Below are 21,933 nucleotides of genomic sequence, written 5' to 3'. Positions count from 1 at the left end.
GTCGGGTTCTCAGCCGCGCCAGGTTGCCGCCGAACAGCGCGTCGCGCGAGCACTGCGGGACTACGCTGCAGGGATGGTTCAGCGAAAATTCCTGGAGTGGCCGGTAATCCGGCAACTGCGCACCGGCGACGTGTTCGGCCGCGGGCCGGCGGTCACCTCCGAGCACACCCGCAACATCGCGCCGCGAACCGCTACCGCCGACCGCGTGGTGAGCAGCGTCTGCCCCTATTGCGCGGTCGGCTGCGGCCAGCGCGTCTACGTCAAAGACGAGAAGGTCGTGCAGATCGAGGGCGATCCCAATTCGCCGATCTCGCGGGGGCGACTGTGTCCGAAAGGGTCGGCGAGCGAACAGCTGGTCAACTCGCCCGGCCGGCAGATCAGCGTGCTCTACCGGGCACCCCGCGCCACCCAGTGGCAGCCGCTGGAGCTGGACACCGCGATCGACATGGTGGCCGAGAGGTTCATCGCCTCGCGGCGCAACGCGTGGCAGGACCACGACGCTGATGGCCGGCCGTTGCGGCGCACCATGGGCATCGCTTCGCTGGGCGGCGCAACATTGGACAACGAAGAGAACTACATCATCAAGAAACTCTTCACCGCCGCAGGCGTGATACAGGTCGACAACCAAGCTCGTATTTGACACTCCGCCACGGTTCCCGGTCTGGGAGCCTCCTTCGGTCGCGGTGGAGCGACGCAAACCCTGCAAGACATGGCGAATGCCGACTGCATCGTCATCCAGGGTTCGAACATGGCCGAGTGCCATCCGGTGGGTTTCCAGTGGGTGGAGGAGGCCAAGGCCCGCGGCGCGGTGGTGATCCACGTCGACCCGCGGTTCACCCGCACGTCGGCGGTGTGCGACAAGCACATTCCGATCCGGGCCGGCTCCGATGTGGTGCTGTTGGGTGCGCTGATCAACCACGTACTCACCCACGACCTGTGGTTCCGTGAGTACGTGCTGGCCTACACCAATGCCGCGACCCTGGTCAGCGAGGACTTCCGCGACACCGAGGACTTGGGCGGGCTGTTCTCCGGCTTCGATCCGCAGACCGGGCAGTACGACCCGTCGAGCTGGGCCTATCAAAGCCAGGGAGCCGGCGAGGAGGACATCGGCTCGCCCGGCGGTGGCCATGAGCACGGCGCCAGCGCGTCGGCGCGCTCACTCGGTGAGACGCTCGGAAGCGGCGGGCCAGCCCTCGAACATGCCCGCGTGCAGCGCGACGAAACGCTGCAGCACCCGCGTACGGTTTTCCAGATCCTCAAGCGGCACTACGCGCGCTACACACCGGAGATGGTCCGCGACGTCTGCGGTATCGACACCGCGATGTTCGACTATCTGGCGCGCGCCGTGACGGCCAACTCGGGGCGTGAACGCACCACGTGTTTCGCCTATGCGGTGGGTTGGACGCAGCACACCCTGGGCGCGCAATACATCCGGACCGCGGCGATCCTGCAGCTGCTGCTGGGCAATGTGGGCCGGCCGGGCGGAGGGATCATGGCGCTGCGCGGGCACGCCAGCATTCAGGGGTCCACCGATATCCCCACGCTCTACGACATGCTGCCCGGCTATCTGCCGATGCCCAAAGCCGGGCGTGACGACACCCTGCGGCAGTATCTGGACCGGGTCGGATCGAAGAGCCAGAAAGGCTTTTGGGCCAACGCCGACGCGTATCTGGTCAGCCTGCTCAAGGCGTGGTGGGGGGACGCCGCGACCGCCGACAACGACTGGGCGTTTGACTACCTGCCCCGGCTGACCGGACCACACGGCACCTATCAGGCGGTGACCGGAATGCTGAACGACGAAGTGGAGGGCTACTTCCTGCTCGGCCAGAACCCGGCCGTCGGTTCGGCCAACGGCCGGCAACAGCGGTTGGGGATGTCGCACCTGAAGTGGCTGGTGGTGCGGGATCTGAACCTGATCGAGTCGGCCACCTGGTGGAAGGACGGCCCGGAGATCGCCTCCGGCGAGCTGTGCTCGCAAGACAACGAGACCGAGGTGTTCTTCCTGCCGGCGGCCAGTCACGTGGAGAAGGCCGGGACGTTCACCCAGACCCAGCGTCTACTGCAATGGCGCCATCAGGCCGTCGCTCCGCCGGGGGACTGCATCAGCGAGCTGGAGTTCTTTATCAAGCTGGGCAACCGAATTCGCGCTCGCCTGGCCGACTCCACCGATCCGCGGGATCGCCCGCTGTTGGATCTGGTGTGGGACTACCCGGTCGATGAGCACGGCGATCCCGATCCGGAGTTCGTGCTGGCCGAGATCAATGGCCATCAGTTGTCCGGTCCCGATGCCGGCCGGTGCATCTCGGGCTTCACCGAGCTGCGCGCCGATGGGTCCACCGCCGGCGGCTGCTGGATCTACGCCGGCGTCTACGGCGGTGGGATCAATCAGGCTGCCCGCCGGGTGCCTCGTGGCGGGCCTAGCCCCAGCCAGTCCGAATGGGGCTGGGCCTGGCCGGCTGATCGGCGGATCCTCTACAACCGCGCCTCGGCGGATCCGGACGGGGTGCCGTGGAGCGAACGTAAACGCTACGTGTGGTGGGACGCCGCGGCCGGCCGTTGGACGGGCAATGACGTGCCCGACTTTGTGATCGACCGCGCGCCGGGCGCTCGACCGGATCCGGCGTTGGGCGGTCCGGATGCGTTGGCCGGCGACGACCCGTTCGTCATGCAACCCGACGGCAAGGGGTGGTTGTTTGCCCCCAAGGGCGTGGTGGACGGGCCGTTGCCCACCCACTACGAGCCACAGGAGTCGCCGGTCGCCAACGCGGTCTATCGTCAGCAGCGCAATCCCGCCCGAATCACGTTCCCCCGCAAGGACAATCTGTCGGCACCCAGCGCCGGTGAGCCGGGCGCGGATGTTTATCCCTACGTGTTCACCACCTACCGACTGACCGAGCACCACACCGCCGGCGGCATGAGCCGCTGGCTGCCGTACCTGGCCGAGCTGCAACCGGAGATGTTCTGCGAGGTCTCCCCGGCGCTGGCCGCCGAGCGAGGCCTGGACAACTTCGGTTGGGCCACCATCATCTCGCCGCGGGCGGCGATCGAGGCCCGGGTGCTGGTGACCGACCGGATGACGCCATTGATCGTGGGCGGGCACACGGTGCACCAAATCGGGCTGCCGTATCACTGGGGAGTCGGTGGGGACGCGGTGGTCAGCGGCGATGCCGCCAACGATCTGCTCGGGGTGACGCTGGACCCCAACGTGCAGATCCAGGAATCGAAGGCCGGTTCGTGCGATATCCGGGCGGGCCGGCGGCCGCACGGTGAGGCGCTGCTGCGCCTGATCTCGGAGTATCAAAGCCGTTCCGGCACAACGCCGGAGACCGGCAATGCTGCTATAGATCCAGAAGGGCGGGACTGATGGGCCAACTGTCCGGGCCGACCGACCCCGCCGCCGACGCCAGGTGGTCGCCACAGCACCCGCGCAAAGGGTTCTTCACCGACACGTCGATCTGCATCGGCTGCAAGGCCTGTGAGGTGGCGTGCAAGGAGTGGAACCACAACCCGCAGGACGGCCCGCTGGAGTTGCTCGGGTCGTCCTACGACAACACCGGTGCGCTGGGCGCCAGCACCTGGCGGCATGTGGCGTTCATCGAGCAGAGCCGTGACCGCATCGAGGTAGCCCGCGAGTCCGGCCGACAGTTGATCAACCTGGGTCTACCGAAGATGCCCGGCGAGCCGGCGGACGCCGCTCCGCCCGACACCGATCAGTTCCGCTGGCTGATGGCGTCCGACGTCTGCAAACACTGCACGCACGCGGGGTGTCTGGACGTGTGCCCCACGGGCTCGCTGTTCCGCACCGAGTTCGGCACGGTGGTGGTGCAGGCCGACGTCTGCAACGGCTGCGGCAATTGCGTGCCGGCGTGCCCGTTCGGGGTGATCGAGCGCCGCACCGACGGCACCGCCGCGCCGAAGGCCGGCCGCGGCCCAGAACCGGTGCCCAACACCGGGGTCGCCCAGAAGTGCACGCTCTGCTATGACCGGCTGGTCGACGGCCAGACGCCGGCGTGCGCGCAAACCTGCCCCACGGAGTCCATCCGGTTCGGCGATCACGACGACCTGGTGCAGCGGGCCCGGCAGCGGGTCGCCCAGTTGCATGCTCAGGGCCGCACCGAAGCCCGGCTCTACGGCGCCAATGAACATGACGGCGTCGGTGGCACCGGCTCGGTCTTCCTGTTGCTCGACGAGCCGGAGGTCTACGGGCTACCGCCCGACCCGCGGGTGGGCACCGCCGACCTGCCGACGATGTTCAAGCGATCGGCGCTGGCCGCGGCCGGCATGCTGGCCGCCGCGGCGGTCGCCTTCTTGGGGGGACGCTCATGAACATGGTGTCCGAAGGCCCCCGCCGCGGCGGCGGCAGACGCCGACGCCGGGGCGGCGGGGACGGTGGCCGTGAGATGCCGATGGTCCCCGACGTGCAGTTCAGCTCCTACTACGGCCGTCCGGTGGTCAAACCCGCACCGTGGTCGCACGAGATCGCCGCCTACCTGTTCCTGGGCGGACTGGCAGGCGGCTCCGGTCTGCTGGCCGCCGGCGCCCAGCTGACCGGACGAAAAGTGTTGCGGCGCAACTCCCGCCTGGCGGCGCTGGTCGCGATCGTGTTGAGTGCGGCGGCCCTGATCAGCGACCTCGGCCGTCCAGAGCGCTTCGTCAACATGCTGCGCACCATCAAACTGACGTCGCCGATGAGCGTGGGTTCGTGGATCCTGTCGGGGTTCGGTGCGGGCGCGTCGGTGGCGGCGGCCGCCGAGGTGGACCGGCTGACCGGCCAGCGGTTACCGCTGGGCCCGCTGCGCGGCGTGTTGCACGCGGCGGAGGGGCCGGCCGGATTGGAGGCTGCCGTGTTCGCGGCGCCGCTGGCCGTCTATACCGCGGTGCTGCTCGGCGACACCGCCACCCCGACCTGGCACGGCGCGCACCGCGACTTGCCGTTCGTGTTCGTCAGCTCGGCAAGTCTGGCCTCGGGCGGGCTGGCCATGCTGACCACCCCGGTGCGCGAGGCCGGCCCGGCGCGGCGATTGGCCGTGCTCGGGGTGCTCGGTGATGTCATCGCCACCAGGGCCATGGAACATCGGATGGACCCGATCGCCGCCGAGCCGCTGCAGCAGGGCCGGGCCGGCGCGATGCTGCGATGGAGCGAACGGTTGGCGATCGCCGGAGGTGTCGGGACACTCCTGGGCGGACGTCGCCGCAGCGTGGCAGCGTTGTCGGGGCTGGCGCTGCTAGGCGCCTCGGCGCTGACTCGTTTTGGGGTGTTCGAGGCCGGCATGGCCTCGGCCAAGGACCCGCGCTACACCATCGAGCCGCAGAAGCGCCGGCTGGCGGAGCGGCAGGCGGCGGGGATCACCGGGGATTCGATCACCACCGCCGATTAAGTCCTGCCGGAGTATCTCAGCCGAGCTGGTGCAGCTGAAATGGCTTGGAGGCCAAAGTACTTCCCGGGCATTCGCCATCGGAACTGGTCGTGACCACCCCGCCGAGCGATACCGGGTCGATCGAGACCCGAATGATCGCCGGCGCGTAGTTGCCGTCTGCGCAGATCCCGCCGTCCGGCTTGGTGACGCTGAACTGCCAGTGCCCGTCGACCAGGCTCATGGGACTGGTCCAGCCCTGATTGCTGGAGACGGTTCCGTTGCAGTCGGCCTGGCTACAGCTGGTGGCGATGGTCCAGGCGAACTCCTGGTCGGCACCCTGGTATTCGCCGTTGAGCAGCGGCGGATCAGCGTAGGCCGGCCCGGCGGAGATAACTGCGGCAGCGCACACGGCCACCGCGCGGAACGAGTTGCGAACACTGCCCTGAGAAAGGTTCATGGTGATCGAGGAACCTATCAGAGTTCCAGCTCACACGACGTCAATTCCGCTGCCCGCCAGGGTATGTCCGATCACCGGGTGGCCGGGCAGCTCTCCGACGACCAGCAGGCCCCCGGAGGTCTGAGCGTCGGCCAGCAGCAGCAGGTCGTCCTCGGTGACGCCGGGGCCGGGGCGCAGGTGCGGACGCACCCAGTCCAGGTTGCGGCGCGTGCCACCGGAGACGTAGCCATCGCGCAGCGCTTCGTGCGCGCCGGCGATCATCGGCACCGCAGATCGGTCGAGCACCGCACCCACCCCCGAGGCACGGCACATCTTGTACAGATGGCCGAGTAGCCCGAAACCGGTGACGTCGGTGGCCGCCCGCACCCCGAGCGACAGTGCGGCTTCGGCGGCGTCACGGTTGAGTCCGACCATGGTCGCGATCGCGTCGTCGAACACCTCGCCGGTGCGCTTGTGCCGGTTGTTGAGCAGCCCCACCCCCAGCGGCTTGGTCAAGGTCAGCGGTAGGCCAGGCTGCGCGGCGTCGTTGCGCAGCAACTTGTTCGGATCGGCCACCCCGGTGACCGCCATGCCGTACTTGGGCTCCGGGTCGTCGATGGAATGGCCGCCGATCACCGGGCAGCCCGCCTGCTGCGCCACCGCCAGACCGCCGCGCAGCACCTCCGTCATCAACTCCAGGGGTAGTGTTTCCCGCGGCCAGCCGACCAGATTGATCGCGACCACCGGGCGTCCGCCCATCGCATAGATGTCCGAGAGCGCATTGGCGGCAGCGATCCGGCCCCAGTCGTAGGCGTCGTCGACGACGGGGGTGAAAAAGTCAGCGGTGGACAGCACGGCGAGGTCGTCGCGCACCAGCACGGCTGCGGCGTCGTCGCCGTCGTCGAGGCCGACCAGAACGTTCTCGCCGGACTGCCCGGTCAGGCCGCGCACCGCCTCCTCCAGCTCGCCGGGGGGAATCTTGCATGCGCAGCCGCCGCCGTGGGCGTAGCCGGTCAATCGCAGTTCGGTCATGCGTCAATGATGAGGTGGTCGCCGGCCGCGCGGGAGATGCAGATCAGCATGTCGCCGTTGGCGCGTTCGGTATCGGTCAGGGTCTGATCTCGGTGGTCGATCTCCCCGTCGAGCACCCGCACCCGGCAGGTGCCGCAGAATCCCTGTTTGCATGAGTAGGGGGTGGCCGGCTGGACCTGCAGGATCGCCGCCAACGCGGTCTGTTCGGCGTCGACAGGGACGACGGTGCCGCTTTTGGCGAGGGTGACGGTGAACGGTTTGCCGTCGAGAACCGGTGGGGCAAAGAACCGTTCGTAGTGCAGCTCTACGTCGGTACGGCCGATCAGCCCCTGACGGAGCACCTCGAGCATGGCCGGCGGGCCGCACGCGTAGAGCGCCGTCGGCACCGGCGCGTCGCCGATCAAGTCGGCGGCCGTCGGTAGCCCGTAGGTGTCGTCCGTGCGGACGGCCACCTTGTCGCCGAACTGCTGCACCTCATCGATGAACGGGATGGAGTCGGCCGAGCGGCCGGTGTAGATCATCGACCAGTCCAGTCCCAGGCGTTCAGCGGCGCGCATCATCGGCAGGATCGGGGTGATCCCAATACCGCCGGCGACGAAGCGGAGACGCTGCGCCGGCGAACCGAAACCGGGAACGGCCATCGGCATGCCGTTGCGGGGTCCCTTGATCGTGACCGTGGCGCCGGGCTGCAACGTGTCGTGCACCTCGATCGACCCACCGCCGCCGTCGGGGATGCGGCGCACCGCGATGCGGTAGCTGTCGGAGTCGGCGGGGTCTCCACACAGCGAGTACTCCCGCATCTTGCCGGAGGGCAGCAGCAGGTCCAGATGCGCGCCGGGTGTCCAGCGGGCCAGCGGCTTGCCGTCGGCGGCGACCAGGGTCAACGCCACCACGTCTTTGTCGTGGGCCACGATCTCACGCCGGGCCACCCGCAACTCGCGCGTGCGATCCGGCTCGGCCAGTTTCCAGCGGCGCATCAACACGCTGAACGCCGGGAAGGCGATCTTGGCCAGCAGATTCGAGGCCCGCAGCAGGGGGTCGTGGCGCCACCGCCCGTACAGCTGCGGCGGAACGTCGGCCGGAATCTCGCCCAGCGGCCGGAATCGTGATCCCGCGGCGTCGTGTCCCGAGGTCGTCAACGCCGCGCCCTGCGTGCTGCCGGCGACGTCGCCAGGTAGGCGACAGCCTGCGCGGTGGAGCCGATGGACGCCGGGTCGAACGACGGCTTGAAATAGACGACGGTGTATTTGAGCACCTGCCGCAACTGGGGCAGGATGTTGCGCCGCGACCCGCTCAGGTACTGACGCCACAACCAGAAATAGGAATGGCTGATGGTGTCATCTGAGCGGCACATGAATCCGATCGCCCGGTGAATCATCAACACCAGGTACGCCAGGCCGACCACCATCGCACGGCAACGGTTCAGGTAGCCGGGGTGAAAGTAGTTCGCCACATCGTGTGCCACGCAGCGATGTTCGATCTCCTCGGCACCGTGCCAGCGGCAGATGTCGGCCATCGTCGGATCCACGTCGTAGTCGTCCCACGAGCAGTTCAGCACGAAGTCACCCAGGATCGCGGTGTAGTGCTCGATCGCGGCGATCAGCCACAGCCGCTGCACCATGTCGTTGTAGCGGGTGCGGGCGAACCGCTGGCTGCGCGGTGCCAGCAGCTTGCGGAACAAGTACTCGAACTGCCGCAGGATGGGCCCGGTGTCGACGCCGCGCGCTTCCAGGAACTCGGTCACCGCCTTGTCGTGGGACTCGGCGTGCATCGCCTCCTGGCCGATGAAGCCGCGCATGGCGCGCGCCAGATCCTCGTCCTTGACGTACGGCAGCGCCTCGTTGAAAACCTCGCAGAACCACCGCTCGCCCTCGGGCAGGATCAGGTGCAGGATGCTCACCACATCGGAGGCCACCGGCTCGTCTTTGATCCAGTGCAGCGGTGTCTGTGACCAGTCGAACTCGACATTGCGGGCGTGGATCTCCACGCCGGCCGGTTCATGGATGTGCCCGCCCACCGCCGGCTTGGTTTGGCTCGTCATGGTCACGGCCTCCTTCGGGGTCATGCTACCCACGGTCTCGGCGCGTTTTTCTCCGCTGAGCGGTCATTACCGCGCCGAAATCGCTGAAGGTTTAGGTTGATCAGCGGAGGCGTCTGAGTCCTGGTGGGCTCCCCGGTCTTCAAAACCGGTGAGGCCGAGTAGCTCGGCCTGGCGGGTTCGATTCCCGTCCGCCTCCGCCAGCCGCGTATCGCCAGGAGGAGCCGTGACCGACACCGATCCGCGCCGCGCCATTCCACGCACCGATGCACTGTTGATGCTGCCTCCGGTTCGCGCGGCCCGTGCACGACTTGGCGAGCATGTGGTCCGCGGCCTGGTGCGTGACGCCCAGGATCGGGCGCGACGCGGCGATCTGGCACCAGAGCAAGTCGAAAGCGTTGTTCTGGAAGGCCTTTCCGGCCAGACGGGGACGACGTTGCGGCCGGTCCTCAATGCCACCGGGGTGGTGGTGCACACCAACCTGGGTCGAGCGCCGCTGTCAGCCGCCGCGGTCGAGGCACTGGTGGCGGCCAGCGGCTACGTCGACGTCGAGCTGGACCTGGCCACCGGCGCGCGCTCCAAACGCGGGGTCGCGGCCCGGGCTGCGCTGCTGGCGGCCTGCCCGGCCGCCGAGGACGCGCTGGTGGTCAACAACGGTGCCGCGGCCCTGGTGCTGGCCACCACAGCGCTGGCCGCCGGCCGCGAGGTGGTGGTCAGCCGGGGCGAGCTGATCGAGATCGGGGCCGGCTTCCGCCTACCGGACCTGATCGCCTCCACCGGGGCGAGGCTGCGGGAGGTCGGCACCACTAACCGCACCCATCTGCGTGATTACGCCGAGGCCATCGGACCCCAGACCGGCTGCATCCTCAAGGTCCATCCCAGCAATTTCGCCGTCCACGGTTTCACGGCAGCGGTGGGATTGGCGCAATTGCGGCCCCTGGCAACCGAACACGAGGTGGCCTTGGTAGCCGATCTGGGCAGCGGACTGCTATCCCCGGATCCGCTGTTGCCCGCCGAGCCGGATGCGGCGACCATGCTTGCCGCCGGCGCCGACATCGTGACCGCCAGCGGGGACAAGCTACTCGGCGGGCCGCAGGCCGGGGTCATGTTGGGCCGGGCCGAGGTCATCGCCCAGCTCGCTCGACATCCGTTGGCTCGCGCGGTTCGCGCCGACAAACTCACCCTGGCAGCCCTGGAGGCCACCGTCTCCGGCGCCGCCGCCCCGGTGACCCGGGCACTGCACGCCGACCCCGTCCAGTTGCGTTCGCGTGCCGACCGGCTGGCCGCCGCGGTCGGTGCCACCGTCGTCGTCCATGACGGCCGCGTCGGCGGCGGCGGAGCTCCGGGAGTTCCGCTGCCGGGCTGGGCGGTCCGGCTGCCCGAGGCCGCGGCGGCCGCGCTGCGCACCGGCGATCCCGCGGTGCTGCCCCGGGTGCACGACGGCGCCTGCCTGATCGATCTGCGCTGTGTGCCGGAAGCCGACGACGACCGGCTGCTGGCCGCGGTGCGGGCCGCGCTCGACCGGATCGGGTGAGGGGCGTTCGGCCATGTTTGTTATTGCCACGGCCGGCCACGTCGACCACGGCAAGTCCACCCTGGTGCGGGCGCTCACCGGGATGGAACCCGACCGTTGGGCCGAGGAACGACGGCGCGGACTCACCATCGATCTGGGTTTCGCCTGGACCGCGCTGCCGTCGGGCCGGCGAGTGGCCTTCGTCGATGTGCCAGGCCACGAACGGTTTCTGCCCAACACCCTGGCCGGTCTGGGACCGGCTTCGGTGGTGTGTTTCGTGGTCGCCGCCGACGAGGGCTGGCGGGCACAGTCCGATGATCACCGCGACGCCATAGCCGCCCTGGGCATTACGCAGGGACTGGTGGTGCTCACCCGCGTTGACCGGGCCGGCGATCAACGCGTCGCGCAGGTTTCCGACCAGGTGCGCGCCGAACTGGCCCAGACGGGTCTGGCTGACGCCCCGATCGTCGCCGTGTCAGCGCTGGACGGCACCGGCCTGGACGCACTGCGTGCTGCGCTCGACGACCTGCTGGCCGAGCTCCCGGAGCCTTCGAGCACGGGGCGTGTTCGGTTGTGGGTGGACCGCTCGTTCACCATCACCGGGGCCGGGACGGTGGTGACCGGCACCCTGACCGCGGGCGCGTTGGCAGCCGGTGATCAGCTGCAGTTGCTGGGGCGTGGCCATTCGCGTGCGGTGGTCATTCGCGGGCTGCAGAGCTGCGGCGAGACGCATTCGGAACTGCACCCCACGGTGCGGGTCGCGGTCAATCTGCGCGGGGTGGCGGCCGGCGAGGTGCGCCGCGGGGACGCCCTGGTCAGCTCCGACGAGTGGCTGACCACCATGGTGGCCGACGTCCGACACCGCACCGGTTGCCCCCTGCCCGAGGCACCCGAGCGCATCGTGGTGCACGTAGGCACGGCCGCGGTGCCCGCCCGGCTGCGGCTCCTCGACGCCGACCACGCCCGCCTTACTTTGGAAAGCCCGCTGCCGCTGATGTTTTCGGATCATCTGGCACTGCGCGACCCGGGGGCCCGTCGAGTGCTGGGCGGGGTGGTGGTGCTCGACGCCGATCCGCCTGCCCTGCGGCGACGCGGTGACGCGGCCCGACGCGCCGACGAACTCGCCGGAACCGATCCGGCCGATCAGCCAGGACAGGTGCTGGCCGAGGTGGCTCGCCGCGGTGCGGTGTCGCAGCGTCGGCTGCAGTTGCTTGGGTACGCGCTCCCCCCGGTACCGCCGGAAGTGACAGTGATCGGCGGCTGGTGGGTGCACGCTACGGCGTATAGCGCGTGGCGGGACCGGCTGCAGAGCGCGGTGCGTGACCTGCGAGAGCGGAATCCGCTGTCCGCCGGACTGTCCCGGGGCGCGGCGGCGGATCTGCTTTCGCTGCCCGATCCCGCGTTGCTCGATGAGCTGGTGGGCCCTGCGGGGTTGGAGCACCGCGACGGATTGATTCGGTTGCCGGACGGCCGTGACGATCTCGGCCCTGTCGAGGGCGCGATCACCGAGTTGGAGGCCAGGTTGGCGGCGTCCCCGTTTCACGCCCCGGAAGCCGACGACCTGTCCGCGCTGCACCTGGGAATCCGGGAGCTGGCGGCGGCTGAACGGGTGGGGCGGCTGTTACGCCTGGCCGAGAATCTGGTGCTGCTGCCGACTGCGCCCGCGTTGGCGATGCGCGAATTGGCGTCGCTGAAGCAGCCTTTCACCGCCACCCAAGCCAAGCAGGCGTTGCACACCACCCGGCGGGTCGCGATCCCCTTGCTGGAGCTTCTCGATGCCCGCGGCTGGACCCGCCGAATCGATGCGGTCTACCGGGAAGTGGTGCGCTGATACCGCAGATGCTGTTTGCTGGCAACATGATCGGTACGTCGCGATTGCGCGCCACCATGTGGGCGATCCTGCAGACCGCGCTGGCCGCGGGCGTGGCGTGGTACTTGGCCCGCGACGTGCTCGACCATACTGCCCCGTTCTTCGCGCCGATCGCTGCCGCGGTGTGCATGTGGGCGACCAACGTGGTCCGCTCCCAGCTCGCAGCCGAGATGGTGGTCGGGGTGGGACTGGGCATCGGATTAGGCAGCTTGGTGAACATGGTCCTGGGCACCGGGCCGATCGCGATGTCCGTGGTCGTCTTGGTCTCGCTGTCTGCGGCGTTGCTCATCGGCCGAGGTTTCCTGCAGCACCGTCCTATGTTCGTCAACCAGACGGTCATCTCAGCCATCCTGGTGTTGTCCCTGCCGCACAGCGGTATCGGAACGGAGAGGCTGTTCGACGCGCTGGTCGGCGGCGGGATCGCGGCCACCTTTAGCATCCTGATTTTCCCCCGGAACCCGGTAGTTGTGCTGCGCGATGCCCGGATCGAAGTGTTGACGGCGGTGCATGACATCCTCACCCAGACACGCAGCCGCACCGGCGATTCCGACTGGATGCTGTCAGCCGCGGCCGAGCTGCACCACCGTCTGGCAGGCCTGTCCGAAGCTCGCGGTACCGCCGAACAGTTGGCGCGGGTATGCCCGTTTCGCTGGCCGCTGCGGACCGAGACCCGAGCCGCCGACCGGCAGGCCGCGCAACTGTCCCTGCTGGCCACTTCCGTCGTGCAATTGGCGCGCACCATCACCGGGACCGCCGAACCGCTCGACGAACCGGTCCAGAAAACAGTCGGCGAGCTCGCCGCAGCGGCCGCCGCCCTCACCCGTGACGAGCCCGCTGCCGCGACCGCGCACGCGACAGCGGCCCGCAGTCACATGGTGGTGGCACGGTCCGGCAATGCCGCGTTATTTGCTTCCATCGACACCTGTATCGACGAACTGGACCGGGTGATCAACCTCGCGCGGTATTGACGCAGTTTCTAGGTGCTGGCCGGAACCCGCCGGTCGGCTGCGGTCTTGGGCGTGACGTGCTCTTCGTCGCCGGTGAATTCCTTGGTCCAGCAGGCGAATTCCAGGGTGATGCCGTCGGGGTCCTGGAAGTAGAACGAGCGGACATACACCCCCGGGTGCAACGTCGGGCTGGCCTGCCACTCGGACTCGTCGTGGTTGAGGACCGGGCCGACCCGGACACCCTTCTCTTTGAGTCGCTGGCGGTAGGCGTCGAACTTGTCCGCCGGCACATGGAAGGCCAGGTGGTTGAGCGTGCTCACCGCGCTGGTGATCTCGCCGATTCCGGGGATGGCGGCCGGCGAGGAGATCCCGGGAACCCGGTCCGGCGCGTCGCGGAACCAGAAGAAGGCCACGCAGTCGCCGTTGCCGGCGTCGAAGAAGAAGTGCTGACCGATACCCGCGGGCAGGTCGAGCGACTTGATCAGGGGCATGCCCAAGGTGTTGCTGTAGAAGTCGACGGTGCGCTCCATGTCGGAGCACACCATCGCTACGTGGTTGATCCCGCTGATTTCGAATTCGGTGTTGACACCGTGCGGCTTGATCATGTGCGGACACTCCTCTGGTCAAGATCTGAAACTGAATCTAACATCAGATTCAGATTTGATCCAGCCCCACCAAGACAGGGAGTGTGTTCCGGTGTCGACCAGTCCCGAGCAGTCCGGCCACCGCGACCCGTTGCCCACCCACCGGGGTCGACGCACCCAAGCCGCGATCGACTCGGCGGCGCGCGCGGTGATCGCCCGCAAGGGAGTGCTGGCCGCCACCATCGCCGACATCGCGGCCGAAGCCGGCCGATCGGCGGCGTCGTTCTACAACTACTACGACTCCAAAGAAGCGATGGTCGCCGAATGGGCCCTGCGATTCCGCGACGAGGCCGCCGAGCGAGCATCCAGCGTGGTGCGGCACGGGCTGACCAATCGCGAACGGATCGAGCAGGCCACCGCCGCACATTGGCACACCTACCGCAACCGGCTGGCCGAGATGGTCGGCGTCTCCCAGCTGGCGATGGTCAACGACGACTTCGCCCGGTACTGGGCGGAGATCTGCGCGGTTCCCGTCGGCCACATCACGGAAACGGTCAAGCGCGCCCAAGCCGAGGGCTACTGCACCAATGACGACCCGGAACTGCTCGCGGTGGCGATCGTGTCGATGCTCAACCAGTTCTGCTACGTCCAGCTCGCCACGCCCCGCGACGACGGCGGCCCCGATGACGCATCGTGTATTCGCACGCTGGCCAACGTGTTCTATCGGGCCATCTACACCGAGGAGAATTCCTGAGCATGGCGTTGAGAGTCCTGGCGCACTTCATTCCCGGCCCGAAGGTCGAGGAATTCGTTGCACCCGAGTCTGATTGGTTGGACATCCGGTGGTGCGCCGCCGACGACGACGTCACGTTCCGCCGCGAACTGGCCGACGCTGAGGTGCTCTGGCACGTACTGCGACCGCTCTCGGGCGACGACCTGCGAAGCGGGCCTCAACTACGACTGGTGCACAAATTCGGTGTCGGCATCAACACCATCGACGTCGACGTCGCGACCCAGCGCGGCATCGCGGTGGCCAATATGCCCGGTGCCAATGCCGCGTCGGTAGCCGAGGGCACCGTTCTGCTGATGCTCGCCGTGCTGCGCCGGCTACTGCCGCTGGACCGTGCGACCCGCGAGGTCCGCGGTTGGCCGACCGATCCCGATCTCGGCGAGCGCTGCCGCGACATCGGCGGCTGCACCGTCGGCCTGGTCGGCTTCGGCAGCATCGCCCAGCGAGTGGCCGGAATCGTGGCCGCCATGGGCGCGCAGGTGCTGCACACCAGCACCCGTGACGACGGCACGCCCGGTTGGCGGCCCCTGCCCGAACTGCTGGCCGCCTCGGACATCGTCTCGCTGCACGTTCCATTGACAGAGACCACCGAGGGATTGATCGACCGGGCCGCCCTGGCGCGGATGAAGCCCGAGGCGGTGCTGATCAATACCGCGCGCGGACCGATCGTCGACGAAACCGCGCTAGCCGACGCGCTGCGCGGCGGGCGGCTGGCCGGGGCCGGGCTCGACGTGTTCACCGTCGAGCCGGTGACCGCAGACAATCCGCTGCTCGGCTTGGAGAACGTGGTGCTGACCCCCCATGTCAGCTGGTATACCGCCGACACCATGGGGCGCTACCTGGCTGCGGCTGTCGACAACTGCCGCCGGCTGCGCGACGGGCAGTCCCTGACCCACGTAGTCAACCAACCGACTGGTTGTTAGATTCACTATACGTACTCACCTGAAAGGCGTCTCAATGCCGATAGCGATCACTTCTGAACACCAGGACCTCGCCGATTCCGTGCGATCCTTCGTGGCCCGCTCCGTGCCATCCGAGATGCTGCACGCCGCGATGGACACCCCGATCCAGAACCCGCCGCCGTACTGGCGAGCCGCCGCCGAGCAGGGCTTGGCGGGTGTGCATCTGACCGAGGATGCCGGCGGCCAGGGTTTCGGAATCCTGGAACTGGCGGTGGTTCTCGCCGAGTTCGGCTACGGGGCAGTGCCCGGGCCGTTTGTGCCGTCGGCAATCGCCAGCGCCCTGATCGCCGCAAACGATCCGTCCGCCGCCGCGCTGAGCGGGCTGGCCAACGGAGAGGTGATCGCCAGCTACACGATCAACCCGGGGCTGACCGGCACCGTGGCGGGGTCGGGCCTGGTGATCCGCGGTGAGGCCCGTGCCGTCGCGGCCGCTGCTGAAGCGTCGCTGTTGGTGGCTCCCGTGGCGGTCGACGGTGCCGAGGTGTGGGTGGTGCTGCGCGCCGACCAGCTCGAGATCGAGCCGGTGGCAAGCGTGGACCCGCTGCGCCCGATCGCCCATGTGCGTGCCGACGGCGTGGAGATCGACGACGCCGCGGTCCTGCGTGACCTCGCGTCGGCGCGGGCACATGCGCTGATCTCCACGCTGCTGTCCGCGGAGGCGGTCGGAGTGGCCCGCTGGGCCACCGACACCGCGGCGGATTACGCCAAGATCCGCGAACAGTTCGGCCGGCCGATCGGCCAGTTCCAGGCCATCAAGCACAAGTGTGCGGAGATGATCGCCGACACCGAGCGGGCCACCGCCGCGGTCTGGGACGCCGCCCGCGCTATCGACGAGGCAAACGAGAATGGTTGGGACGCTGCGGTTTCGACGGTGCAGTTCGCGACTGCCGTGGCGGCCACACTGGCGCCCAGCGCGGCGCAGCACTGCACCCAGGACTGCATCCAGGTGCACGGCGGAATCGGCTTTACCTGGGAGCACGACGCTGGTGTGTACTACCGGCGGGCACTGATTCTGGCCGCTTCCTTCGGGAGCCGCTCCGCATACCCGCAACAGGTGGTCGACACCGCCACCGCCGGTGGGATGCGCAAGATCGACATCGACCTGGATCCCGACACCGAGAAGTTGCGCGCCGAGATCAGGTCCGAGGTCGCTGCACTGAAGGCCATGGCGCACGACGAGCGCACGGTCGCGATCGCCGAGGGCGGCTGGGTGTTGCCCTATTTGCCGAAGCCGTGGGGGCGAGCCGCCGAGCCGATCGAGCAGATCATCATCGAGCAGGAGTTCTCCACCGGCCGGGTGCGTCGCCAGGCGATGGGGATCGCCGCCTGGCTGATCCCATCGATCGTGGCGTTCGGCACCGAGGAGCAGAAACAGCGTTTCCTGCCCACCACGTTCCGGGGCGAAATGGTCTGGTGCCAACTGTTTTCCGAGCCAGGCGCCGGTTCGGACCTGGCCAGCCTGACCACCAAGGCAACCAAGGTTGACGGCGGGTGGCGGATCAGCGGCCAGAAGATCTGGACGTCGGCCGCGCAGTTCTCCTCGTGGGGAGCCCTGCTCGCCAGGACTGACTCGAGCGCTCCCAAACATGACGGCATCACCTACTTCTTGTTGGACATGAAGGCCGAGGGTGTGACGGTCAGCCCACTGCGCGAACTCACCGGCGGGGCGATGTTCAACACCGTGTTCATCGACGACGTGTTCATCCCGGACGAGTTGGTGCTCGGCGAGGTGAACCGCGGCTGGGAGGTCAGCCGTAACACGCTGACGGCCGAGCGGGTGTCGATCGGCGGCTCTGAGATGCCGTTCCTGGCGAGCCTCGACGGCTTCGTGGAGTTCATCCGGGATGGCCAGTTCGATGGCGGTGAACAGCGCCGGGCCGGCCAGTTGATCGCCGAAGGGCACGCCGCCAAGCTGCTCAACCTGCGCTCGACGCTGCTGACCCTGGCGGGCAAGGACCCGATGCCGGCGGCCGCGGTGTCCAAGCTGCTGTCGATGCGCACCGGACAGGGCTACGCCGAGTTCGCGGTGGGCACGTTCGGCGGTGATGCCGCGATCGGCGATCGTGAGCAGCTGCCTGGCAAGTGGGCCGAGTACCTGTTGATGAGCCGGGCCACCACCATCTACGGCGGCACCTCGGAGGTCCAGCTCAACATCATCGCCGAGCGTCTGCTTGGCCTCCCCCGCGACCCGTAAAGGGTCACCAGAGGCGCCGAGTGTGCGGTTTCGGTGGCGAAAAGGTTCTTTTGCCAACGAAAACGCACACTCGGCAATCGATTCGACGGGGCAACGGGTTTCGGCTGGGGTTCTGACGGCGCTGCTAGCATGGCGGGCGAATCGCCACGAACGAATGCCTCAGGACTGCTTACGTGACCGTTGACGCTGCTGACGAAAATAAGATCACCGCAAGCCATTTCAATACCGCCGCACTTTTCGCGCTGCCCGTCCGCCTAGTCATCGGCTGGACATATTTCTCCGCCTTCTGGAGACGAGTCGGTCTCGATGTCAAATTGAATCCGGACGTCCCTGGCTATGTCGGCGAGAAGTTCAACCATTTTCTCCCGAATGCGCTTGGCATCGGCCCGATCATCGAGCATCTTCTGACCCATCCCGGCCTGCTCGCCGCAGCCATGACGGTGTTCACCATCGTGGAAGGCATCGTCGGGATCTGCGTGATCGTCGGACTGTTCACCAGGGTCATGAGCCTGGCCGTGCTGGGCTTGGCTTTCGGTATCTTGCTCAGCGCCGGCTGGCTGGGCACCACCTGCCTCGACGAGTGGCAGATCGGCATCCTGGGCGTGGCCAGCGGCTTCATGCTGTTCTTGACCGGCGGCGGACGCTACTCGGTGGATCGTGTCCTTTCCGCGAAGTATCCGCGGTTCGCACAGCGAACACGGCTCCACTGGCTGACGTCCGGCGCGGTCACCATCAAAACGCCAGCGATACTCATCGGCTCGTTTGCCGTTTTGGCGTTGGCATTGTTCACCAACCAGCAGTTCCACGGCGGGGTGTATGGGCCGCTACACAACAAGTCGGTCGCGCCGAAGATCGAGGTGTCCGAAGCCCGGGTCGCCGGCAACAGCCTGCAATTCCAGCTCTACCGAACCGAAGGCGCGGACGTCTACGGCTCATTCCTGATCGGCGTCAGCGTCGTCGACGACACCGCCGGCAATACCGTCATGCAACTGGATGGCGCGCAGCTCAGCCGGCTGCCCGAGGCGGCGATCGCCAACCGCTACGTGGCCAAGGTGAAACCCGGCCCGTACAGCCTGATCGTCCCGCTCGGCGCCAAAGCACAGCTGACCATCGACACCGGACAGATCCGGTGGGACGGCGCACATTCCTACACGCTCGTCCTCACCGATATCAGCGGCGCCACCTGGAAACGGGAGATCGAAACCGTCTCCTGAGCGAGCGCGAGAAGCGCCCCCTACAGGTCGCGGAGTTCGCGCTTGAGGATCTTGCCGGTGGGGTTACGCGGCAGCTCCTCGAGGAAGACCACTTCGCGGGGCACCTTGTAACGCGCCAGGTGCTCCTTCACGTAGACCTTGATGGTGTCCTCGTCAACGGTGGAGCCTTCCTTGCGAACCACGAAGGCCCGCAGCCGTGCGCCCCACTCCTTGTCCTCGACGCCCAACGCCGTCGCTTCGATCACGTCGGGGTGGCCGCTGATCAGGTCCTCGACTTCGGCAGGGAAGACGTTCTCACCGCCGGAGACGATCATCTCGTCGTCGCGGCCGCTGACATACAGCAGCCCGCGCTCGTCGAAGTAGCCGACGTCGCCGGAGGACAACAGGCCATCGATGATCTGCTTGCCGCCGCCACCGGTGTAGCCCTCGAACGGGAAGAAGTTGCCGACGAAGATCCGCCCGACCTGGCCCTGCGGCAGTTCGTTGCCGTTGTCGTCGAGGATCTTGACCTTGACTCCCTTGACCACCGGTCCCACCGTCGCGGGATTGTGCTGCAGGTCGGCGGGGCCGGCGATGGTGGCAAACGCGACCTCGGTGGAGCCGTACATGTTGTAGATGACCGGTCCCAGGTCCTTCATGGCCCGGGTCGCCAATTCGGCGCCGAGCTGCGACCCGGAGACGAACACGATCCGCAGGTTCGACAGGTCCGGCTTGGGGCTGGTCTTCTCCAGCTGGTCGAGGATCCGGGACAACATGACCGGGACGACGACCATGCCGGTCACCTTGTGCTTTTCCAGGTCCTCCAGCACGGTGGCCGGCTTGAAGCGGCGCCGCAACACCAGGGTCGAGCCGAAGAACATGGCCAGCGTGCCGTGCAGATAGCCCAGGGCATGGAACATCGGCGACGGCAATGACGTCACCTCACCGGCGCGGAACGGGACGTGCGACAGGATGCCGCCGATCGGCGCCATGGTGGGCGGGGTGCTGCGGTTGGCGCCCTTGGGGGTACCGGTGGTGCCCGACGTCAGGATGATGATCGAGGCGTGCTTGGTGATCTTGGGCGCCGGCGCCTTGCTGCTGCGCGCGATCAGCTGCGCCAGTGTCTCGTCGGTGCTGCCGGACGGCTCGTTGGTGTCCGGGTTGACGCCCAACGCCCGCAACTTGCCCAACGTGGGCTCGGCCTGCGCCACCGCCGCGGTGTATTCGTCGTCGTAGATGATCAGCTTGGCGCCTTCGCGTTCGGAGACGTCCTTGATCTGCGGGCCGGAGAATTCACTGTTCAGCAGGATCAGCCGGGCGCCGACTCGGGCGGCACCGTAGTTGGCGATCAGGAACCAGCGATGGTTGCGGGCCAGGATCGCCACGCCGTCACCGCCACGCACCCCCATCGCGAGCAGACCGTTGGCCACCGCGTTGACAGCGTCGTCCAGCTCCTTGAACGTGATGCTGCCGTCGTCATCGATCACGGCGACGCCGTTCGGGTTACGACGGGCATTGAGTGCGGGAATCATCCCCAGCTCGCCCCAGCGCGCTCCGTCGGCGAGTGCACTGGCGATGACCTGTGGGGACTCCAGCTTCAACGCGCCGGACTGCAGGATCTTGCGCAGGTAATGCAACTCGGCGCCACCGCGTTCGAGATAGCGACCGAGCTTGTTTGCAGCCTGACTGGGCAGGTCAGTGAGCTTAGCCATGGGACAACCTTATGTGACGCAGATCGCCGTCGGGCGGCGGATGGCGGGCTCTCATTAACATGACGTCATGGCCGGCGGGATGTCGCTGGAGGTTGCGGGACACCGGGTGGTGGTCACCCACCCGGAGAAGTTGGTGTTTCCAGGTGGACGAGGTTCCACCCCGCGTACCAAGATCGAGCTGATCCGCTACTACCTGGCGGTGGCCGACGGTGCGCTGCGCGGGGTGGCCGGGCGGCCGATGATCCTCAAACGCTTCGTCGACGGCATCGACGCCGAGGCCATCTTCCAGAAGCGGGCACCCGCAAACCGGCCGGATTGGGTATCGGTCGCAGAGCTGCACTACGCGTCGGGCCGGTCGGCGCAAGAGGTCGTCGTCGACGACGCGGCCGGCCTGGCCTGGGTGATCAACCTGGGCTGTGTGGACCTCAATCCGCACCCGGTGCGCGCCGGCGACCTCGACCATCCCGACGAGCTGCGAGTCGACCTCGATCCGACGCCGGGAGTCGGCTGGTCACAGATCGTCGAGGTGACCCTGCTGGCTCGTGAAGTACTGGCCGACCACGGGCTGACGGCGTGGCCGAAGACATCCGGCTCGCGAGGCATGCACATCTATGCGCGGATCGCGCCACAGTGGGAGTTCTCCCAGGTACGACTGGCGGCGCAGGCGGTGGCCCGCGAGATCGAACGGCGCGCACCGCAGTTGGCCACCAGCCGGTGGTGGAAAGAGGAGCGGCACGGCGTCTTCGTGGACTTCAATCAAAACGCCAAGGACCGTACCGTCGCCTCGGCGTACTCGGTGCGGGCCACTGATGACGCCCGAGTGTCGACGCCGCTGCATTGGGATGAGGTCGCCGACGTCGACCCGGCGTCGTTCACGTTGGACACGGTGCCGGATCGCTTCGCCCAGGTCGGCGACCCGTGGGCGGGCATGGACGACACCATCGGCGGGCTGGACTCACTGTTGGAACTGGCCGAAGCGCAGGGCCCGGCGGAGAAGGCGCCCCGCGGCGCACGCAAGAGCGTCGACGGCCGGCGGACGTCGCCGCTGCCGTTGATCGAGATCGCCCGCACCAAGACGCGCGGCGAGGCGATGGCTGCCCTCGATGTCTGGCGGGACCGGCATGCCGCAGCGGCGAAACAGCTTGCCCCGGAGGATGTTCTGCTCGACGGCATGCGCGGTCCGAGTTCGATCTGGTACCGAGTCCGCATCAACCTGCAGCACGTCGCGCAGGCTCAGCGCCCACCCCAGGAAGAGTTGATCGCCGACTACAGCCCGTGGAGCCGGAAGGGCGCCAAGGGCTGATC

17 protein-coding genes and 1 tRNA gene are annotated in these 21,933 nt (G+C 67.8%); 12 read left to right on the top strand and 6 right to left on the bottom strand.

All coding sequences use genetic code 11. From position 1 onward, the window contains the following. Window positions 1-73: 73 nt before the first annotated feature. From fdh to nrfD, 3 genes are read left to right on the top strand one after another with little or no spacing between them, the layout of a single operon-like run. Complete coding sequence (gene fdh / locus MJO54_RS01400) at window positions 74-3,364, top strand: formate dehydrogenase (protein ID WP_240175516.1); 3,291 nt, start codon at window positions 74-76, stop codon at window positions 3,362-3,364. Further along, window positions 3,364-4,326: a 4Fe-4S dicluster domain-containing protein gene (locus MJO54_RS01395; protein WP_064887593.1), complete on the top strand. Its 963-nt coding sequence runs from the start codon at window positions 3,364-3,366 to the stop codon at window positions 4,324-4,326. The genes fdh and MJO54_RS01395 overlap by 1 nt, the downstream gene beginning before the upstream one ends. Further along, window positions 4,323-5,378: an NrfD/PsrC family molybdoenzyme membrane anchor subunit gene (gene nrfD, locus MJO54_RS01390; RefSeq protein ID WP_064887566.1), complete on the top strand. Its 1,056-nt coding sequence runs from the start codon at window positions 4,323-4,325 to the stop codon at window positions 5,376-5,378. The genes MJO54_RS01395 and nrfD overlap by 4 nt, the downstream gene beginning before the upstream one ends. Window positions 5,379-5,394: 16 nt before the next feature. Here the strand turns inward: nrfD and MJO54_RS01385 are convergent, their stop codons facing one another. The 4 genes from MJO54_RS01385 to MJO54_RS01370 are packed head-to-tail and all read right to left on the bottom strand — an operon-like array spanning window position 5,395 to window position 8,866. Continuing rightward, complete coding sequence (locus tag MJO54_RS01385; protein ID WP_046285857.1) at window positions 5,395-5,814, bottom strand: hypothetical protein; 420 nt, start codon at window positions 5,812-5,814, stop codon at window positions 5,395-5,397. Between the two features lie 30 nt (window positions 5,815-5,844). Beyond that, window positions 5,845-6,825, bottom strand: a complete 981-nt coding sequence (selD, locus tag MJO54_RS01380) for a selenide, water dikinase SelD (RefSeq protein ID WP_046285856.1) — start codon at window positions 6,823-6,825, stop codon at window positions 5,845-5,847. Then, window positions 6,822-7,919, bottom strand: a complete 1,098-nt coding sequence (locus tag MJO54_RS01375; protein ID WP_105295621.1) for a PDR/VanB family oxidoreductase — start codon at window positions 7,917-7,919, stop codon at window positions 6,822-6,824. Before MJO54_RS01375 ends, selD begins: the two co-directional genes overlap by 4 nt. 41 nt (window positions 7,920-7,960) lie before the next feature. After that, on the bottom strand, window positions 7,961-8,866 hold the full coding sequence (locus tag MJO54_RS01370) for a metal-dependent hydrolase (RefSeq protein ID WP_105295620.1): 906 nt from the start codon (window positions 8,864-8,866) through the stop codon (window positions 7,961-7,963). A gap of 105 nt (window positions 8,867-8,971) precedes the next feature. On the opposite strand from MJO54_RS01370, the gene MJO54_RS01365 reads away from it, so the two are divergent. The 4 genes from MJO54_RS01365 to MJO54_RS01350 all read left to right on the top strand — a co-directional run bounded on the left by MJO54_RS01365 (window position 8,972) and on the right by MJO54_RS01350 (window position 13,214). Next, window positions 8,972-9,066, top strand: a tRNA-Sec gene (locus MJO54_RS01365). 23 nt (window positions 9,067-9,089) lie between these two features. Further along, window positions 9,090-10,397, top strand: coding sequence for an L-seryl-tRNA(Sec) selenium transferase (gene selA, locus MJO54_RS01360; protein WP_240175515.1), 1,308 nt, complete (start codon window positions 9,090-9,092; stop codon window positions 10,395-10,397). Window positions 10,398-10,410: 13 nt separating this feature from the next. Then, window positions 10,411-12,207, top strand: a complete 1,797-nt coding sequence (gene selB, locus MJO54_RS01355; RefSeq protein ID WP_105294890.1) for a selenocysteine-specific translation elongation factor — start codon at window positions 10,411-10,413, stop codon at window positions 12,205-12,207. A 26-nt stretch (window positions 12,208-12,233) separates the two neighbouring features. Continuing rightward, window positions 12,234-13,214, top strand: coding sequence for an FUSC family protein (locus tag MJO54_RS01350; protein ID WP_205843419.1), 981 nt, complete (start codon window positions 12,234-12,236; stop codon window positions 13,212-13,214). Between the two features lie 8 nt (window positions 13,215-13,222). Here the strand turns inward: MJO54_RS01350 and MJO54_RS01345 are convergent, their stop codons facing one another. Then, complete coding sequence (locus tag MJO54_RS01345) at window positions 13,223-13,798, bottom strand: VOC family protein (RefSeq protein ID WP_046285853.1); 576 nt, start codon at window positions 13,796-13,798, stop codon at window positions 13,223-13,225. A 91-nt stretch (window positions 13,799-13,889) separates the two neighbouring features. Between MJO54_RS01345 and MJO54_RS01340 the strand changes: the two genes are divergently transcribed. The 4 genes from MJO54_RS01340 (at window position 13,890) to MJO54_RS01325 (ending at window position 18,937) form a co-directional block, all read left to right on the top strand. Continuing rightward, complete coding sequence (locus MJO54_RS01340) at window positions 13,890-14,531, top strand: TetR/AcrR family transcriptional regulator (protein ID WP_046285852.1); 642 nt, start codon at window positions 13,890-13,892, stop codon at window positions 14,529-14,531. Window positions 14,532-14,533: 2 nt separating this feature from the next. Then, window positions 14,534-15,490: a 2-hydroxyacid dehydrogenase gene (locus MJO54_RS01335; protein WP_174549795.1), complete on the top strand. Its 957-nt coding sequence runs from the start codon at window positions 14,534-14,536 to the stop codon at window positions 15,488-15,490. 34 nt (window positions 15,491-15,524) lie between these two features. After that, on the top strand, window positions 15,525-17,723 hold the full coding sequence (locus MJO54_RS01330; protein WP_046285851.1) for an acyl-CoA dehydrogenase family protein: 2,199 nt from the start codon (window positions 15,525-15,527) through the stop codon (window positions 17,721-17,723). A 173-nt stretch (window positions 17,724-17,896) separates the two neighbouring features. Next, on the top strand, window positions 17,897-18,937 hold the full coding sequence (locus tag MJO54_RS01325) for a TQO small subunit DoxD (RefSeq protein ID WP_065153437.1): 1,041 nt from the start codon (window positions 17,897-17,899) through the stop codon (window positions 18,935-18,937). 20 nt (window positions 18,938-18,957) lie between these two features. Here MJO54_RS01325 and fadD2 read toward each other — a convergent pair whose 3' ends face one another. Next, window positions 18,958-20,628, bottom strand: coding sequence for a long-chain-fatty-acid--CoA ligase FadD2 (fadD2, locus tag MJO54_RS01320; protein WP_240175514.1), 1,671 nt, complete (start codon window positions 20,626-20,628; stop codon window positions 18,958-18,960). Window positions 20,629-20,695: 67 nt separating this feature from the next. Between fadD2 and MJO54_RS01315 the strand changes: the two genes are divergently transcribed. Further along, a complete protein-coding gene (locus MJO54_RS01315) occupies window positions 20,696-21,931 on the top strand; it encodes a DNA polymerase domain-containing protein (RefSeq protein ID WP_240175513.1) in 1,236 nt (411 codons plus the stop codon). Window positions 21,932-21,933: the final 2 nt, after the last annotated feature.

The organism is Mycolicibacter virginiensis (genome assembly GCF_022374935.2).
Classification (GTDB): domain Bacteria; phylum Actinomycetota; class Actinomycetes; order Mycobacteriales; family Mycobacteriaceae; genus Mycobacterium; species Mycobacterium virginiense.
The sequence above is the reverse complement of the archived record's forward strand: the minus strand, read 5'-3'. Positions and strand labels throughout refer to the sequence as shown.

Excerpts from the sequence above, each read along its gene's own strand:
- MJO54_RS01395 (WP_064887593.1), top strand. The coding sequence starts at position 3,364 with ATGGGCCAACTGTCCGGGCCGACCGACCCCGCCGCCGACGCCAGGTGG.
- nrfD (WP_064887566.1), top strand. The coding sequence starts at position 4,323 with ATGAACATGGTGTCCGAAGGCCCCCGCCGCGGCGGCGGCAGACGCCGA.
- MJO54_RS01385 (WP_046285857.1), bottom strand. The coding sequence starts at position 5,814 with ATGAACCTTTCTCAGGGCAGTGTTCGCAACTCGTTCCGCGCGGTGGCC.
- selD (WP_046285856.1), bottom strand. The coding sequence starts at position 6,825 with ATGACCGAACTGCGATTGACCGGCTACGCCCACGGCGGCGGCTGCGCA.
- MJO54_RS01370 (WP_105295620.1), bottom strand. The coding sequence starts at position 8,866 with ATGACGAGCCAAACCAAGCCGGCGGTGGGCGGGCACATCCATGAACCG.
- selB (WP_105294890.1), top strand. The coding sequence starts at position 10,411 with ATGTTTGTTATTGCCACGGCCGGCCACGTCGACCACGGCAAGTCCACC.
- MJO54_RS01350 (WP_205843419.1), top strand. The coding sequence starts at position 12,234 with ATGATCGGTACGTCGCGATTGCGCGCCACCATGTGGGCGATCCTGCAG.
- MJO54_RS01345 (WP_046285853.1), bottom strand. The coding sequence starts at position 13,798 with ATGATCAAGCCGCACGGTGTCAACACCGAATTCGAAATCAGCGGGATC.
- MJO54_RS01335 (WP_174549795.1), top strand. The coding sequence starts at position 14,534 with ATGGCGTTGAGAGTCCTGGCGCACTTCATTCCCGGCCCGAAGGTCGAG.
- MJO54_RS01330 (WP_046285851.1), top strand. The coding sequence starts at position 15,525 with ATGCCGATAGCGATCACTTCTGAACACCAGGACCTCGCCGATTCCGTG.
- fadD2 (WP_240175514.1), bottom strand. The coding sequence starts at position 20,628 with ATGGCTAAGCTCACTGACCTGCCCAGTCAGGCTGCAAACAAGCTCGGT.
- MJO54_RS01315 (WP_240175513.1), top strand. The coding sequence starts at position 20,696 with ATGGCCGGCGGGATGTCGCTGGAGGTTGCGGGACACCGGGTGGTGGTC.